Here is a 16,843-nt window from a genome sequence, read left to right as displayed (position 1 = left end):
GCGTCGTGGTCACTCTTTAAAGTCGGTCGCTTCCAACTCGTGACGAGAAAGCAGCTTGTAGAATTCGGTTCGGTTGCGCCCGGCGATACGCGCCGCGTTGGTCACGTTGCCTTTGGTTATCTGCAACAGCTTGCGCAGGTAATTGAGTTCAAACTGATTACGCGCCTCGACGAAGGTCGGCAGCGCGGTGTTCTCCCCTTCCAAAGCCTGCTGTACCAAGGCTTCGCCAATCACCGGCGCGGAGGTCAGCGCCACGCACTGCTCAATCACGTTAACCAGCTGGCGAACATTGCCCGGCCAGCTGGCAGCCATCAGGCGTCGCATGGCGTCGGTTGAGAAGCTGCGTACAAAAGGTTTATGTCGCTGCGCGGCGACCCGCAGCAGGTGGTTCGCCAGCAAGGGAATATCTTCTGCACGCTCATTTAATGCCGGCAATTTTAAGCTAACGACATTCAGGCGATAGAACAAGTCTTCGCGAAACTCGCCCTTCTCCATGGCTTTCGGCAAATTGCGGTGGGTCGCGGAGATAATTCGCACATCCACATCGATGTCGTGATTACTGCCCACCGGGCGCACCTTGCGCTCTTGCAGCACGCGCAGCAGTTTGACCTGAAGCGAAAGCGGCATGTCACCGATTTCATCTAAAAACAGCGTCCCCCCCGTCGCCGCCTGAAACAGTCCTTCCCGGCTACTGACCGCGCCGGTAAAGGCCCCTTTGGCGTGACCAAAGAGTTCAGACTCCAGAAGCTGCTCTGGCAGTGCGCCACAGTTAATCGCTGTGAAAGCCTTCTTGGCTCGCGGGCTGGCGGCGTGGATCGCCTGCGCCAACACCTCTTTCCCCGTGCCACTTTGGCCGTTAATCAGCACGCTGACGTCAGACTGCGCCACCATATTGGCCTGCTCCAGCAGCCGCAGCATCACCGGATTGCGCGTGACAATCGCCTCACGCCAGCTCTCATCACCACTCGGCGAGGAGAGAGACAGCGCGGCGTCAATCGCTTTATATAGCGCGTCGCGATCAACGGGCTTGGTAAGGAAGCTAAACACCCCCTGCTGGGTGGCGGCAACCGCGTCGGGGATGGAACCATGGGCGGTGAGGATAATCACCGGCATGCCCGGCTGATGCTGTTGGATCTGCGCGAACAGCGCCATGCCGTCCATTTCATCCATGCGCAAGTCGCTGATCACTAAGTCAAAACGTTCACGATTAAGCAGACGTAGCGCCTCGGCGCCGCTTTCGGCGGTAGTGACGCGGAAACCCTCGCTGGTCAGGCGCATGCCCAACAGCTTCAGCAGGCTCGGATCGTCATCGACCAGCAACAGGCTGGCGGCTTTGCGTAACGTCATGGTTTCTTCTGCCCTTTAATCGGTGGCTGGTAAGTCTCTTCCGGCTTAACAGTTACAGAGGCCGAATCGTTGTCCGGCAAATCACTCTGCATCTGCTTGCGCGAAGAGAGCTGACGCTCAATATCCGTCAGGTTTTTTAACTTACGCTGAGTATCCGTCAAGCTCTGTTGCAATGCCACTTGCTGCTCGGTGAGCTGCTCTATTTTGCTTTCGGACACGGCGGCCTGCCGCGCGTTACGCGCTTTCTCATCCCCTAGCGTCACTTGCAGGGTTTGCCGCTCGCGCCACAGTTGCACCAAGGTTCGAATGGAGCCGGGCATCTGGACGCGGTATTCATTAACGCGGGCTAACAGCGCGCGACGCTGCTGCTGGTCCGGATCGGCCCCGGCGCGCAGGATGCTCTGCTTGAACACGCTATCCCACGAGTTAGCTTTAATTTGCTCAGCCTGATAGCGCGCCTGAGCGTCATTCATTCGGTCCGCGCAATCCATCGCCCGCAGCCAGAAAAGCGAGTTATTTATGGCGTCGCTATCATCCAGCGCCCACAAGGTTTCACAAGGCGCGAGGCGGAAATCCACCACTTTGGTGGTCGGGATCACATCCTCGACCGGGCGATAATAGCTGTCACTGGAAGAGTGCAAAGTACAGCCTGCGAGGAGAGTTGGAGCAACGATGACCGCCAAAGTGGCGCGACATACTGCGGTTTTCAACCCGTGCTGAATGCGGAATAAAAAAGATGCGGCGCTTTTTAACAGGCCGTCCTGCTTAATTTGGCGTTTTTTAATCATTTTTCTCAGCAGTTAATGGCAATTCGATACGAAAACACACGTCGGCATGGTCAATAGTAACCAACCGTAATTCTCCGCGCATTCTGCGGATGCAATCCTGTGCAATGCTCAGCCCCAAACCACTGCCTTTTACGGCACCCTTGCGCTGCTGACTTCCCTGATAAAAAGGTTCGAAAATCATCGTTTTTTCGGCCTCAGGGATGGTATTTCCCGTGTTGGCAACGTCGATGATCACTTGGTTTTGTGACTGCCGACTGCGGACCCAAATGGTACCGGATTCAGCGCCATAGTGCACCGCATTGGAATAGAGATTATCCAGCACGCGCATCAATAAAGTCGGTTCCGCCCAGCAGAATTGGGCCGCCATATTGACCTCGGTGCTAATTTGCTTGGCTCTGGCGGGAAGGCTGTTGGACGCCACGATACTGTCGACCATGGCCGCTAAATCCACGCGCTCCTTCTCCATCGGCGCATCGGCGAGTTTGCGGTTGTAGTCCAACAGCTGTTCGATCAGCGTTTGTAAGTGGCGGCTGCTATCATCGAGGATCGCCACCACCTCTTTTTGATCGGCCGTTAAAGGGCCTGCGACTTCATCCTGCAACAGCTCGGTGCCTTCGCGCATACTGGCCAAGGGGGTTTTTAACTCATGAGAAATATGGCGCAAAAACTCGTGGCGCTGTGACTCGAGCCACGCCAGACGCTCACTGAGCCAGACGATACGCTGAGCCAGGGAGCGAATTTCTCGTGGCCCTTTAAACTTGTCGGCATTGCCCAGCGTGCCTCGCTCACCCAGCCGGTTAATCATCCGCTCTACGCGCTTAACCGGGCCGATAATCATCCGTGTAAACAGCAAGACCAGCGCGCCGCTGAGCAAGAACAGCACCAACGCCTGCCAGCCAAAGAACTGGCCGCGCTCGGCGATGGCGCGCTGCAACTGCTGGCCGCGGGTAAAAATCACTTCACGCGTCGCCTGAACCATTTCGGCATTCGAACGGGCGAAGTCTTCCAGTTGCGCTGAGGTGGCGGCGTTCGGGCTGTTATTTTGGCATTTTAATTGGGCGAGTTGGGTCAGTAAGCCGCGCAGCGATTGGTAATAGCGAACGTCGGGCAGCACGGAGGCGTGGGCGTCGAGCATCTGCGCGTAGCGCTTGCGCTGGCTGTCGTATAAACGAGACAAGGTCGGGTCATCCAACACGCAATATTGCCGATAGCTGCGCTCCATTTCCAAGGCAACGCTCGACATCGCTTCACTGCGACGCGCATCGGTTAGCGTGGTGCGATTGATTTCAGCGGCTTGAGAACTGAGGTGATCCAGACTTTGATATGCCTGATAAGCCAATACCAGCAGGGGCAGAAGCACAAACAGGAAGGCCATCAACACGAGTTGGCGCAGGGAGCCGGGAAATATTCTTCCTCTTTTCAACGCATTTATCTCATTGGTAAACCGATGTCTAAATGCTAACTGAGTAACTGATTTACAGCCAGAAAAGAGTCAAATTAAAAGGAGTGTTGGAGCACTTTTAGGAGGGGGACTGAACACCCTTCAAGGCGAAGGTGTTCAGTCATCCAGAATAGGTGGTGCCTCACTCAACGTGTCGTTCGATGTTTGATAACGTGCTTGCGCAACGATTATCGGTCTGGTGAACGATAGGCACCTTGCTTTGGCGTCATTCGGGCATTATGGGCACATTTTGCGGATTAGCGCAGGCTATCATAATCAATTGAATGAGCAACTGCGCTTATTATGCATGCTTCGTGCCACAAATTAAACTTCAAAAATAAATGATTGATTAGTAGAGGGAAAATAATATCTTCTATTTTTAATCGTTGTCTGCTGCCTTAAAAGAAAGTGCATTTATTCAACAAAGTGTCGCTAAAAAACAACACTTCACAATCATAAAAATAAAAACATTCAATATCAATCAGTTAAATGTCTCTTTTTAGAGACATCACTCTTAGGGATTTGTCTCTGTTTTCCGACACTCAGTGCATTATTAATGTTCGCTAAAGCCCAGCGCATTGGGCGCAGGCACATCTTGCTCACAGTTGGCCGGATTATCGACCTTGGCCGGATCACATTTCGCCACCACTTCCGGCGGCAAGAAGATATGGTCGAGAATAGCGCGCGCCGTCGGCCCGGCCACCACGCCGTCTCCCCCGCCGTTCTCGAGGATCAGCGCCATCACGACTTTGGGATTTTTATATGGCGCGAAGGCCGTGTAGAAGATGTGGTCACGCAGCCTGATTGGCGTCATTTTGGCATTGTAGATTTGGTTTTCACGCAGGCTGAACACCTGCGATGTCCCTGATTTCGCAGCGATTTGATAAGGCGCGGTATGGAACAGTTTGTAGCCCGTCCCGTTAGGGAAGTTCGCCATGCCGAACATGCCGTTGCGCACGATCCCCCAGATAGGTGATTTAGGATCAGCGATCTGCGTGGTCGGCGGCTGCACGTATGGCGTGATCACTTTGCCACTCTGGCTTGAGTAAAGCAGATGCGGCGTTTGCAATTTACCGTTATTCACCAAGGCACTTAGAGCTCGCACCATCTGGATTGGCGTCGCGACCCAGTAACCCTGGCCGATACCTACGGAAACAGTATCGCCCTGATACCAACCCTTCTTATGGACTTTCTGCTTCCACTCGCGACTTGGCAGCACGCCGTTGTACTGCTCGTCGAGGTCAATCCCGGTCGATTGCCCATAGCCGAATTTACTCAGCCACTCGTGAATACGGTCAATGCCCATCTCATAGGCCACCTGATAGAAGAACGTATCCGCTGACTCCTCGATAGCTTTAGTCACGTTCAGCATACCGTGGCCGGTTTTCAGCCAGTCGCGGTAGCGGCGTTCCGTGCCCGGCAGTGTCCAGGTCGGCGCGCCGAAGAAGGTTGTTTGCGGCGTGATAACCCCGGCAAACAGCGCCGATGTGGCCATAAATGGCTTCACAGTGGATGCCGGCGGGTAAAGGCCCTGAGTCACGCGGTTAATCAGCGGAAGGTCAGGGTTCTTCAGCAGCGCGCTGTACTGTTTGCTGGAGATGCCGTTGACGAAGGGGTTGGGATCATAGCTCGGGCTGGAAACCATCGCCTTAATGCCGCCGTCTCGCGGGTCCATCACGACGACCGCGGCGCGCTGGCCTTTCAGCACTTTCTCAATATATTGCTGTAGACCTAAATCCAGCGTCAGATAGATATTTTGCCCAGCCTGGGGAGGCACTTCCCTCAGCAGGCGCACCACGTGACCGTGGTTATCCACTTCGACTTCCTGATAGCCGGTATGCCCATGGAGAATATTTTCATAATACTTCTCCACCCCCTGCTTACCTATGTCATGGTCAGCGGCATAGTTTTCGGCAATCCCTTCTTTTTCAAGACGTTTTTCGTCTTTGTCATTGATTTTCGACACATAACCGACGACGTGCGCCAGCTCTGCCCCGTAAGGATACTGCCGCTGCTGGTAGGTGCTGATGGACACGCCGGGGAAATTGAATTGATTGACTGAGAAGCGCGCCACCTCGACGTCGGTCAACGCCAGCTTCAGCGGGATCTCAGCGAACTTACGGCCATGGATCATGGCATCGTGGAAGTTATCCAGATCGTCCTGCGTAAGATCCACAATGGGGGTCAAGGCTTTTAGCGTGGCCTGAAGATCATCCACCTTGCCGGGAATAATTTCTATCTGATACAAGGTGATATTCTGCGCCAGAACCACACCATTGCGATCCATGATAAGCCCGCGGCTCGGGGCGATCGGCAGCATTTTGATGTCATTTTGGTTGGAACGCGTTTGGTAAAAATCATGCATCCCAATCTGTAAACGATACAGGTTATAAACCAGTACGGAAGAGAGCAGCACCACGACCACAAAGGCGATGACGGCACGGCGGACAAAAAGGACGGACTCAGCGGTATGGTCGCGAATTTCGTCATTAAGTAGAGCCATAGGCGCGCAAAACCCTTTCTAATCGGCTTATAAAGCAGTGGCGGAAACGGAATGGTGAAAAGGCCGCAAGTCTATCGGCTCAGGCATACCCCGACTATAAGAAGTGTGCTAATGAACTGGCAGTAATGTTTCTATTTATGAAAATGTAAGAGGAAAAAGTAACAGTTAAAACAAATTGAGCTGCGAATCCCGCTATCAAAAGCCAGATTCGCAGAAGAAGGGATGAGTCAGCAGGGCTTATTTCGTTGCGATTTCTACACAGTCGCCATACACATAACCGTCGGTTTCTGTCGCGACCACAAAGTTGTTTTTAACGTGAATATACATCAGGTTATCTTGCGCCCCGGCCTTCATAGGCTGGTTATTCTGACCAATGATATCCGTCAGCTCCGGGCTGGTGATCATTTTAGTACCGTCTGGGGAGAAGGTAAAAGTATTGCCAGCGTCAAACACGTGCGCGTCTTTATTAATCACATCGGCGGTTTCTGTACCATCCGCGGCTTGTACGTTATGCGTTAACACACATTTATAGGCCGTTACGGCGGACGCTGAAAAGGAAGTCAACGCCAGCAAAATTGCAACGAAAGCACCCAACCTGAACATGAGAATAGTCCTACCCTGTAAAGTTGCGGCACATCCTATCACTTGCGCTTTTTATAGGAAGAGGTCTGAGAAAAAAAGCCTAAGTCTTAGCCTTATTTGGATTAAGGCGGTAATTAAACCACCCAAGCTTAAGCAGGCCGGTAATTTAGCCTGCTTAAGCATTTTGCTGCGGATGGTTATTAATCTTCTTTAATGCCAAGAACCTTAATTGTCATAATGGACAATGAGTTAGGTGGGATTTTCCCCGCAATGCCCTTTTCTCCATACGCTAAATTAGGTGGGATATAGAGCGTCGCTTCTCCATTAATCCCCATCTTCACAATCACCTCCTGCAAGGTAAGTGGAATATCTTTAACGGCAGCAGCAATGACATTGTTGTCTTTTTCGCTGGCAATGATCGTACCGTCACCTAATTTCTCGATAATTTTGATACGGACGCTGTCAGTCGGTTTCACTTTTAGCGCAGAACCCGGCTTGGTGATGACATAAATGAAGTTACTTTTCGTTTTCACGGCGTTCTTCATTTTCGCAGCCTTGGCCATAACCTGCTCATTTATAGCTCTGTTTTTGTTCCCTTTATCAGCCGCATTCTCATTAATTTCCTTATCGACTACCGCCAGAGAAGCTTCGATCTCTTTATCAGTCAGCAACGGGGTGTGATTAAAACGATCCAACAAGCCTTTGAGGACGATGTTTTGATCCACCGGGGCAGTGTAAGCAGTGATCTTTCTCAACTCCTGCTCAGACTCCAGCCCGATGAAATACCCCAAGGAGTAGGCGCGTTTCGCCAATCTTCCAGCTTTGCTATCGGCAGTAATTGCTGCTTTGACCTGTTCACTGCTTGGTATGCCAGAGGTCGCATTAACCGCTGATTTCTCTGCCAGTTGTTTCTTCACATTGGCCAACTCAGTCGCCAGCGCGGCTTGCTCATCGGCCCATTTTTTACTGCCAGCCTGTGCATCTGCCTGTTGTTTGGCAACTTGGGCAGCAAGCTGATTTTTCTCTGTGGTGAGCGAAGCAATCTGCGCATCAACCTTGGTTTTATCCTGCGCGGCTTGTTTCTCTACCGCCTGTAAGCGCAGATTTTCATTACTGGCTTTCTTCTCTGCGGCCTGAGATTCCACCAGCTGTTTGGTTATCTGAGACTGCTGGGCGGTAAGAGCGGCGATCTGATTATCCTGCTTAACCTTGTCCTGCGCAGACTGTTTCGCCTCTGCTTGTAGACGAAGATTTTCATCTGCGGATTTTTTCGCGATAGCCTGTGCCTCTGCCAAATGTTTAGCAGCATGCGCAGCTGTTTGGGTTTGCTGCGCAGTCAGTTCGGCAATCTGCTTATCCAGCTTGGCTTTGTCTTGCTCGGCCTGTTTCACTGCTGCCTGTAGACGAGCGTTTTCATCGCTGGCCTTCTTCCCTACCGCCTGTGCATCTGCCAATTGCTTAGCCGACTGCGACGACTCCTGCTGTTGCTGCGCAGTCAGTTCGGCAATCTGCTTATCCAGCCTGGCTTTGTCCTGCTCGGCCTGGTTGACGGCTGCCTGCAGACGACTGTTTTCATCGCTGGCCTTTTTCCCTGCTGCCTGTGCATCTGCCAATTGCTTAGCCGACTGGGAAGAATCCTGCTGTTGCTGCGCAGTGAGTTTGGCAATCTGCGCATCCAGCTTGGCTTTCTCCTGCTCGGCCTGTCCGGCCGATGCTGACAGTCGGGCGTTATCTTCATTGGCCTTTAGCAATGCCTGCTGTGCATCACTCAGCTGCCGCGCGGTCTCTTTGGCTTGCACCTCGAGAGTTTCAGGTACTGGCTCACCGCTGATCGCCGCAAGTTTTTTTCTAATGGTAATAATTTCAGACTGAAGCTTCTTATTTTTATTATTGAGTTCAGAAAGCTGCTGCTTATACCATTGAGCAGTTAGCGGAGTATTCTGCGAGTTATCTTTTTTTTTCGGAATATCCTTGGATAATTCCCCAGACGAATCCTGTTCGCTAACGCCAGATGAACTAAATACTGGCTGAAGAGCCGGTTTTACTAATTTTTCCTCTCGTAATTTATTTAGAAGATTGAGGTTATTAGTATTATCTTCCGCCACTGCTCCTCTCATACTAGCAAGAGCAAGAAAAACGCAGATACAAAGAGTACGCTTCATCATAGATTGTTAATTTCCTGTGATCTTTTTTCCATATTCTTAAATGACGCATCTTTGACCCGCGCGCAGATCAATTTAATCTTGTTACTCAACTCCATACCGAGGATATCTTTAGAATCCTTGTTAATATTCAGACTGTTAGTGCGGTAAACCTCATAAGCTTGATTTACCTTGGAGAATTGTTTCTGATAGATTTCGTAGGAAGCAGGATCAATATTTTTTAGCGCTTTAAATTCGTTAATGCAGGATTGTTCACTGGCATTTGCCACTTTCCCTTTTATTCCTGCTTTCGGCGTTGTACACCCAATTAGGGTAAGAAGCGGAAAAAGTATTAACAAACGTGCCATATTTCTTCTCATTGCATTATGTTCCCTATTCGAATCGATTAATGATTTAAAAATAATTATATATTCTCTGTATTCTTTTAAACGTCACAAAATTCCCGTCATCTTAATAAGAAGACGACTAATAAGAAAAACCCAACTACTTAATCTATGTTTAATCAAAACTTCATGAGGGGGTGTAAAAGGCGTGCGCCTCATTCAATTTCCCCCCCTTGTAAGGAGAGTTGATGGCGTAGCGGGAGTCGACGAACGCTGCCCTCTGTTATGGGCATCCTTAGGCTGGCGAAAAAATAAAAGCTAAAAGCATGACTCAGATCAAACAAAACCCGCGCCCAGACTGGGCTGGAAAGGCGTTTTAAGCGCAATTTATGAGCTATTTTTCAGCAAAAAATGTGTTTCATACCCTCTCCTGTGCATTTCATTCCTGTACCAAGGCATCTCATGCCCGAAACCGATCGCTGTGCGGCGAAAGATTTATCATACAAACAGTTTAATTGACTTTATTTCGCTCGGGAGAACCCACTATGAGTGACAAATCTGGAATGCAAAACGACAACCGCACACGCTGGCTAACGCTGTTTGGCACCATCATTACCCAATTTGCTCTTGGCTCTGTGTATACGTGGAGTTTGTTTAACGGACAGCTTTCCCAAAAGCTGGATGAACCGATCAGCCGCGTGGCCTTCTCCTTCGGCTTACTGAGCCTGGGCCTGGCGATTGCTTCTTCTGTCGCGGGCAAGCTGCAAGACCGATTTGGCGTGAAGAAAGTCACGATGGCGGCAGGCGTGGTGATGGCGATAGGTTTTGCGCTCACCTCCCAATCCAACAATTTAATCATGCTGTATCTCAGCGCGGGAGTATTGGTCGGGCTGGCAGACGGTGCGGGCTATCTGATGACTCTGTCAAACTGCGTGAAGTGGTTCCCGGAGCGTAAAGGGGTAATTTCAGCCTGTGCCATCGGCGCTTACGGCCTCGGCAGCTTAGGTTTTAAATTTATTTGCGGCCACTTACTCAGCATTTATTCTCTGGAAAGCACCTTTATTATCTGGGGTCTGCTGGCGATGACCATGATTATCATCGGCGGCCTAATGATGACAGACGCGCCTAAGCAAGCTCCTCAGACCATCAACTGTAATGAAGACAACCTGACCAGCAGCCGTGACTTCACGCTGTCAGAAGCCGTGCGCATGCCACAGTACTGGATGCTGGCAATGATGTTCCTCACCTCTTGCATGAGCGGCCTGTATGTTATCGGCGTGGCGAAGGACATCGGCGAAGGTCTGGTGCATCTCAACGCGGTCACCGCCGCCAACGCCGTCACCGTGATTGCCATTGCTAACCTCAGCGGCCGACTGATCCTCGGAGTGCTGTCAGATAAAATGGCGCGCATCCGGGTGATTTCCATGGCGCAGGTCATCTCACTGGTCGGCATGAGCATTCTGCTGTTTTCCAATATGAATGAGACGCTGTTCTTCATCTCCGTAGCCTGTGTGGCCTTCAGCTTCGGCGGTACCATCACCGTCTATCCATCGCTGGTGAGTGACTTCTTCGGGCTGAATAACCTGACCAAAAACTACGGTTTGCTGTATCTCGGCTTCGGCATCGGCAGCGTCATGGGTTCACTTATCGCCTCCCTGTTCGGCGGCTTCATCGTGACCTTCACCTTCATCGCTGTACTTTTAGTGCTCTCTTTGGTGCTTTCTGCCACAATTCGCCTTCCGAACAAAGCCGAACAAGGGCATAATGCGCTCCAGCACGTGTAGCGTAGTTCTTACATGCAGTTAAAATGATGAACGGGAGCATAAATCGCTCCCGTTTCTTATTACTACAACTGTTATGACTAGAAGCTGGCTGCACCTTTAAGGATCTCGCATTAACCGGACAGCTTTACATGAACCGCATCACCCTGATTATCTTCTCCCTGTTTCTTGGCACCCTGAGCTTCAATCTCGCGGCAGCACAGCCGACCAACGCTAAAGATGTTGCCTCCGAGCTTAGCCGCAAGGCTAAAGAAGGCGGCCGCCCGCACTGCACAACGGTTGAAGCAAGCGCTTACAACAAGTTGTCAGCACATACTGATTACCTGAACTGAGCCTCCTGTGAATAAGGCGAAAACGGCCCCCTAAAGCTAAAAGCACGGGACAGGTCAAAGAAACGCCGTCTATTCATCCGCTTTTAGTATGGGTTTGCTATCATGAATTTGCGAAATGAATATAAATTCGCGAGTTCAGTAGGACTTTGGCACGAGCCGTGCGCCAAAGCTCGATAGACACCGGGGCCACTTTCCCCGTCTCATGGAGGGAGTTATGAAAGCAACAGTATTCTGGCTGACGATGGCTGGCGGTTCGATGGCAATAGGTTATGTGATGGCCATGCTCATGGAATTGCTCTAGTTCATATCACGCATCGCGTTAATCGTTCGAGTAACGCTGGATTTTACAACTCCTGCCCTAACCTTACCGAGCGATGACAAAACCATACAGAGCGTTTGATACCTTAGAGCCATCAAGATGTTGTGTGATGTCCCTGTGTAGAAAACCCCTGTAGAACCCTGTTATTTTGCCCGCTTCGTGCGGGCTTTTTTTTATCTGTTTTTTGCCAATCTCAGAGCCGGTGGTGATTTTCGGGCACAAAAAAACCGCAACTGAGTGCGGTTTTGATTTCACCCAAAATCGAGTTGCACGGAAGGCGACAAGTTCGTCCAGCCAACGCATCTGCAATCTGAAGTATTCAGGTTAAAAATGAGTGCCGGTTACTTTCCCGGCCGTCATATTGTGGCGCAAGCGTCCATCGAACACTCCAACATTGCGCAGTCTGAGCAAAACTGTTTCACAATAGAAAAATCGACTCCGCCTATTTCAGGCAATTTCCCAAAACCCTATTTTCTAAAAACGGATAATTGTTAGGATAATTCGTAAATCGTCTTTTCTGTTGGTAAACGGTAATTTTATTGAACGAACAGTGAATAATATATTCGGAAATTTTTTCATGCTCCAGAGAGCAATAAACCTCGATTTTCATCGAGGTTTATTTTAATCGTTGTAACGCTGTCTTAATTATTTTCCTGTCTGCTCCGGGTCTGGCCCATCATCGCTATTGCAGGTTAAAACCATTATGACAGACGATTGTTACAGTACGACTACGTTGCCAGCTGAAGGGCCTTTCATACCATTTTCAATGGTAAATTCAACGTTTTGGCCTTCATCCAGGGTTTTGAAATCATTGCTCTGGATTGCAGAGAAGTGAACGAACACGTCTTTGCTACCGTCTGCAGGGCTGATAAAACCAAAACCTTTACCAGCATCAAACCATTTTACTAAACCAGTCATTTTATTAGACATAAGAAATACCTTCTTGAATTTTATTTTTTAGATGCCATAGGGCAATGAGGGTCTGTTTTTATTATGAGTTACTTATGGGGGCACTAGAGAAGAAAATTCGTCGGAGAAGAGATTTGCTATATCACTTGAACTAGGAACTGCTTTACTAAAATGTCTTTCATAAATAGGTCTTAACGACAAACCGTTGACGCTATTTACACATAGATAACTTTTAGACGCAAGCTTTATTTCAGATTAACTTTATTTAGGCGGTTTTTATTCTACAGCGATATATACTGCCAGACGGCTAATCACAGAGAATAAATTAAGCAGGTTGAAAGCCTTTTTATGCCCCTCTGCTCCCTCGTCTTTTTAGTAATACTCTATCGTAGTTGTCTCGGGATCATCGAGTCTCTTCGGCAAAGGTTTGTCTTTTTCTGCTGACTTACTGGTTATCTTACAGTGAGTTGCGTTGAAGTGATCATCATAGTCACAGCGGGTGATCACTTCCCCAAGCAGGACATCTTTAACTCGGGTTTCGATGGTGTTATTGCGTTTTTTCTCTTCGGATTCTGTCGCTTTAATGATGGCGACAAAAGGCCCGGTCGGCGTCGGTTGAGATATTTTCGAAGGGAATCCCGAGGCGTCATACTCAAAATAACTGTTTTTACTCGTATCTTTTTCGTTGATAGCAGCCGTGACATAGCCTTTATCATTGCTTTCATAGCGCGTGTCGTCGGTGAGATCCCGTTCGGGTAAGCAGTTATCTTTCAAAGCATAACGCTTCTGCTTATCTCCTCGATTCACCAGAAAGTTGCCCTCTTTGAGCAGATCGACATCCAGCCCCATCAGGGGTGCTACCACTTTTAACTCATTAAAACAGCCGGTTGCCGATAGCGCGCCTTGAAACAAGGAACTGACTTTGCCCTGCTCATCATGCTGCTGTTGCAGGAAGCTTTTTACTTTGCCGCGAATCGGCTCGAAGCCAAAGATATTGGAGTAGCTGGAAAAAATCGGGTTTACCGGCTCGAGGCTGGCTTGCGTATCACATCCATAAAGGAACAGCGTGGATAGCGTCAGGGCGGCGACATTCTTCATGTAAAATTCTCGGTTAAGGATTGAGGTTCAAACCAACACGATCATTATGCAGGCGCCCATGGACCTATCGCTCTGCGCTGTCACAAAACCAGTCGAATAAAATTTACGTTTTAGCCTGCGCTGGCGACGCATTTCTGCCGACGCTCGTCGACCCGTTTGGCAAACCACGCCGTGGTGAGTTTACGGGTAATTTTCGGGCTTTCTAGCTGAATACCCGGCAGTATTTCGCGAGGTAAGCGCTTACCAGCCATTTTATCCGCCAAGGCGAAAACCTGCTTATAGAGGGAGGTCTGCTCAAACTCCGGCAAGTCACCCTTTTCCAATGCGCGGCGAATAGCAGAATTACTCATTCCCAGCCGTTTGCCAAGTACCCGCACGGCAAGCTCGGTAGAGCCAGCCTTATCCGTGCCGTAATTGATGACATCACCATCGAGCGCCAGTGGAATGCCGGAAGTGCGGCTCACCGCGCTTTGGAATGCGGCGTTGCGGCTGGCGTACCAACCGGCATTGAAGTCCGCGAAGCGATAAAGCGTCTGGCTGTAATTGGCCGGATAGCCCAATAGGTGCAGCGTGCCGAAATAGATCCCCCCACGGCGGCTAAACACTTCGTGGCGAATGCTCCCGTCGATAGGATACGGATAGCCCTTGGCGTGGGCTTCGGCAAAGGCAATGCTCACCTGCATCGGCCCGCCGGTGTGTACCGGGTTGAGATTGCCAAACAGCTTCTGCCCCATAGGCACCATGCTGATGAAATCATCGAAAATCGCGCTCAGCTCTTTTTCGCTGCGCACTTTGTCCAATCGCTCGCTGTAGGATTTACCATTTGGCGACTTTATTAATAGCGCGGTGTGGACCAGAAAATTAGGCACATGCACCGCGTCGGCGCGCCTATCGATCTCTTTCCAGGCAATTTTCCCCAGCCCCGGCACCGGCGCATCGACGCTAAAGTTTGACTCTTGCTGCGCCACCGCCAGCACCGAGCAGATGTTCTCGGTAGTCGGCGCAATGTTCTGCGCGCTAAAAGCCGCCGTGATATCCGTCGCCCAGCCCTGACGGTCAGGCACGCTAGCCGGCATCAATCGAACTATCTGTGCTTTGGTGTCCGCCGGGCGAGTTACTGCCGTCTCCGACTGCTTCTTGGTGCTACACCCTGCCAGAACGAGCAAGGCAGTGAGTGAAAGCCAGTACTTACTTTTACGTCGGATCATAGTTTCCCTGTTGATCATTACGTTATCCCGCCGAGAGCAGGTGAAGAGCCTTGCCCACTGGCAGGAATGCGCAACGCAATACGCGTTGCAGAGGTTATAGTCTATGTTTGTAGGTTGAAATGTTTCAAATAAGGAAGAAAATTTCAATGCACACGTCATCTTTGCCCTTTTCATCAAGTCGGGGCATCGCCCTGCATTATCTGCTGCTGCCTTTCATTATGCTGGCCCTGCTGCTTGGCCTCAGCGGCTGTGGCGATAAAGAGCCCGCCCAGCGCAAAGCCTTTATCGACTTCTTACAGACTCGGATTCTGGCGGTGCAAACCGTCGCCGTGCCACAATTGACCGAAGAAGAACGTAAAGATTTCGGCAAATACAGTGATGACTATGGGCTGATCACTGATTTTCATCGCCAGATGAGTGAAGAGATGAATGCGTCGCTGGGGCCGGTGTTCGCCAGCCTGAATGAAACCGTGACGGTGAACAAGCTGCTGGAAAAACGCGATGAGCTGCAAAAAATGGCGGAGAGCAGCAGCAACTGGCGGGAAAAATTGGTGGTACTGCGCAAACAGGCGGACACCCGTCACGCCGCGTTGAAGCAGCCGGATGATTTGAAAAAGGTCTATGACCAGGCTTATGAAAAAGTGGTGGTCCAGCCTAGCGCCGTGGCTGAGCAGGCCTTCACCTTATTGCCAAAAGTACTGACTCTGGTGGTCGCCAAGGCAGATTTCATCAAGGCGCAGGGCAAAAACGTCACTATTTCTGGCAATCGGCTGCAATTCGATAAACAGGCCACGCTAGACAAATACAATGCCATTCAGCAGCAACTTGTCCCGCTGAATGCCGACCTGATTCAGCTCAGCGGCGAAATGCAGAAAATGGTGCATTAATCGCGCAACCGGCGTCTGGCAGCCCATGGCGGTTTTTTTTGACCGCGCAATTTTGTTAAGGTGTGCGCCACTACTTTGAAGGAGAGCACCATGAGCGACGATATTCAGTCAAAACGTATTGACCAACTTGAGCGCGTAAACCGCGAATTGCTGGTGCAGATTTCTGCCATGCGCATTCTGTTCGGCGTCGCAGGCAGCGTCATTAACCAAGAGAGTGAAAATGCCTTCACCATCGCCGTTAATGAGACTATCGACGCGGGCAAAGCCGAGCTGGCCAACACGCCAGATCTCGACGACGCCTCGAAGAAATTCCGCGACGACGTGTTCAAATGTGCGCAATCCCTGCTGCCAGGCACCAAAGCCTAAGCTATTGCGACGCATAAAAAACGTCAGGCCGCTTTACTGCTGGCCTGACGTTTTACGCGATTAATCGCGACAATTGCCGGTAATACTGTCTTTGCCGTGCGCGCAAACATCCGACGAGTTAGGGATCAATCCCCACAAACGGCTATCGGCCACGCACCCCGTCAACATCATGGCCCCGAGCAACAGCACAAAGGCCTTTTTAACCTGAATCCTTCGCCAACTTAACATCACTCAATTCTCAAATTGAAAAATGATAAAACTTCACGTCCACGGACATGCGGGGAAAAGTCGCCGGAAGTGCTGACGCATCCACTTCAACAAAACCTTTCTTCTCATAGAAACGGTGTGCGGCGAGGAATTTTTCGGTAGTCCCGAGATAAATATCCTGCAGCTTCTGCGCTCGCGCGTGGTCCAGCAGAGTCTCAAGTAAGCGACCTGCTACCCCATACTCGCTGCCGCGCCACGGCTTGGCTACAAACATTTTTCTCAGCGCGGCCTGATGCTCGCCAATATCCTTCAGACTGATACAGCCAACCACTTCATCTTCAACTTTCGCTACCCAGAAATCTCCGTGACCTTGTTGGTAAAAGCCGGGAATGTCGCTTAAATCGGGCTGTTGTTCGGCGGTGATCGTCACGCCGAACTCTTGATTCTGAATCGGTAAAATAAGCGCGGTGACCGCCGGAGAATCCTCCGGTTCGAACCGCGCTATCGTCACTTTGCTCTCTGCTGCCATCTCTCCCCCGTTATTTAACTCACTGCCCTGTCAGCAGTTTATGCAGAATGAGAAAAAAAGC

General features: G+C 50.5%; 16 protein-coding genes. 4 read left to right on the top strand and 12 right to left on the bottom strand.

All coding sequences use genetic code 11. The annotated features are described in order from the left end of the window. Positions 1–9 precede the first annotated feature (9 nt). From glrR to SBO83_RS00655, 7 genes are all read right to left on the bottom strand, one after another. The gene (gene glrR / locus SBO83_RS00685; protein ID WP_396130140.1) at positions 10–1,347 is read right to left on the bottom strand and encodes a two-component system response regulator GlrR; all 1,338 of its coding nucleotides are present in this window, start codon (positions 1,345–1,347) and stop codon (positions 10–12) included. Further along, a complete protein-coding gene (qseG, locus tag SBO83_RS00680) occupies positions 1,344–2,135 on the bottom strand; it encodes a two-component system QseEF-associated lipoprotein QseG (RefSeq protein WP_396130139.1) in 792 nt (263 codons plus the stop codon). The genes glrR and qseG overlap by 4 nt, the downstream gene beginning before the upstream one ends. After that, a complete protein-coding gene (locus SBO83_RS00675) occupies positions 2,128–3,567 on the bottom strand; it encodes an ATP-binding protein (RefSeq protein WP_396130908.1) in 1,440 nt (479 codons plus the stop codon). The genes qseG and SBO83_RS00675 overlap by 8 nt, the downstream gene beginning before the upstream one ends. A 562-nt stretch (positions 3,568–4,129) precedes the next feature. Further along, a complete protein-coding gene (gene mrdA, locus SBO83_RS00670; protein ID WP_353501218.1) occupies positions 4,130–6,079 on the bottom strand; it encodes a peptidoglycan DD-transpeptidase MrdA in 1,950 nt (649 codons plus the stop codon). A 237-nt stretch (positions 6,080–6,316) separates the two neighbouring features. Continuing rightward, a complete protein-coding gene (locus SBO83_RS00665; protein ID WP_353501217.1) occupies positions 6,317–6,601 on the bottom strand; it encodes a hypothetical protein in 285 nt (94 codons plus the stop codon). Between the two features lie 260 nt (positions 6,602–6,861). Beyond that, a complete protein-coding gene (locus tag SBO83_RS00660) occupies positions 6,862–8,826 on the bottom strand; it encodes an FKBP-type peptidyl-prolyl cis-trans isomerase N-terminal domain-containing protein (protein ID WP_396130138.1) in 1,965 nt (654 codons plus the stop codon). Next, entirely contained in the window at positions 8,823–9,170 is a 348-nt protein-coding gene (locus SBO83_RS00655; protein ID WP_396130137.1) for a hypothetical protein, read from the bottom strand. Before SBO83_RS00655 ends, SBO83_RS00660 begins: the two co-directional genes overlap by 4 nt. A gap of 521 nt (positions 9,171–9,691) precedes the next feature. Between SBO83_RS00655 and SBO83_RS00650 the strand changes: the two genes are divergently transcribed. Together SBO83_RS00650 and SBO83_RS00645 are read left to right on the top strand one after the other, a co-directional pair. After that, positions 9,692–10,930, top strand: coding sequence for an L-lactate MFS transporter (locus SBO83_RS00650; protein ID WP_353501214.1), 1,239 nt, complete (start codon positions 9,692–9,694; stop codon positions 10,928–10,930). Positions 10,931–11,058: 128 nt separating this feature from the next. Further along, the gene (locus tag SBO83_RS00645) at positions 11,059–11,259 is read left to right on the top strand and encodes a hypothetical protein (RefSeq protein ID WP_353501213.1); all 201 of its coding nucleotides are present in this window, start codon (positions 11,059–11,061) and stop codon (positions 11,257–11,259) included. A gap of 1,036 nt (positions 11,260–12,295) precedes the next feature. Here the strand turns inward: SBO83_RS00645 and cspE are convergent. From cspE to SBO83_RS00630, 3 genes are all read right to left on the bottom strand, one after another. Next, positions 12,296–12,508 carry a transcription antiterminator/RNA stability regulator CspE gene (gene cspE, locus SBO83_RS00640; RefSeq protein ID WP_034788110.1) on the bottom strand — a complete coding sequence of 71 codons (213 nt, stop codon included), beginning with the start codon at positions 12,506–12,508 and terminating at the stop codon, positions 12,296–12,298. A gap of 351 nt (positions 12,509–12,859) precedes the next feature. Next, positions 12,860–13,585, bottom strand: coding sequence for a YnfC family lipoprotein (locus SBO83_RS00635; protein WP_396130136.1), 726 nt, complete (start codon positions 13,583–13,585; stop codon positions 12,860–12,862). 110 nt (positions 13,586–13,695) lie between these two features. Continuing rightward, the gene (locus SBO83_RS00630) at positions 13,696–14,793 is read right to left on the bottom strand and encodes a DUF1615 domain-containing protein (RefSeq protein WP_396130135.1); all 1,098 of its coding nucleotides are present in this window, start codon (positions 14,791–14,793) and stop codon (positions 13,696–13,698) included. Between the two features lie 146 nt (positions 14,794–14,939). Here SBO83_RS00630 and SBO83_RS00625 point away from each other — a divergent pair, with 146 nt between their 5' ends. Beyond that, positions 14,940–15,680 carry a DUF3053 domain-containing protein gene (locus SBO83_RS00625; protein ID WP_396130134.1) on the top strand — a complete coding sequence of 247 codons (741 nt, stop codon included), beginning with the start codon at positions 14,940–14,942 and terminating at the stop codon, positions 15,678–15,680. A 90-nt stretch (positions 15,681–15,770) separates the two neighbouring features. Beyond that, the gene (locus SBO83_RS00620; protein ID WP_051899391.1) at positions 15,771–16,046 is read left to right on the top strand and encodes a hypothetical protein; all 276 of its coding nucleotides are present in this window, start codon (positions 15,771–15,773) and stop codon (positions 16,044–16,046) included. Between the two features lie 60 nt (positions 16,047–16,106). Here the strand turns inward: SBO83_RS00620 and SBO83_RS00615 are convergent, their stop codons facing one another. Beyond that, on the bottom strand, positions 16,107–16,274 hold the full coding sequence (locus SBO83_RS00615) for a hypothetical protein (protein WP_396130133.1): 168 nt from the start codon (positions 16,272–16,274) through the stop codon (positions 16,107–16,109). A 10-nt stretch (positions 16,275–16,284) separates the two neighbouring features. Next, entirely contained in the window at positions 16,285–16,782 is a 498-nt protein-coding gene (locus tag SBO83_RS00610) for a GNAT family N-acetyltransferase (protein WP_396130132.1), read from the bottom strand. Positions 16,783–16,843: the final 61 nt, after the last annotated feature.

The sequence above is a fragment of the Ewingella allii genome (assembly GCF_044430645.1).
GTDB lineage: Bacteria > Pseudomonadota > Gammaproteobacteria > Enterobacterales > Enterobacteriaceae > Ewingella > Ewingella allii.
The sequence above is the reverse complement of the archived record's forward strand: the minus strand, read 5'-3'. Positions and strand labels throughout refer to the sequence as shown.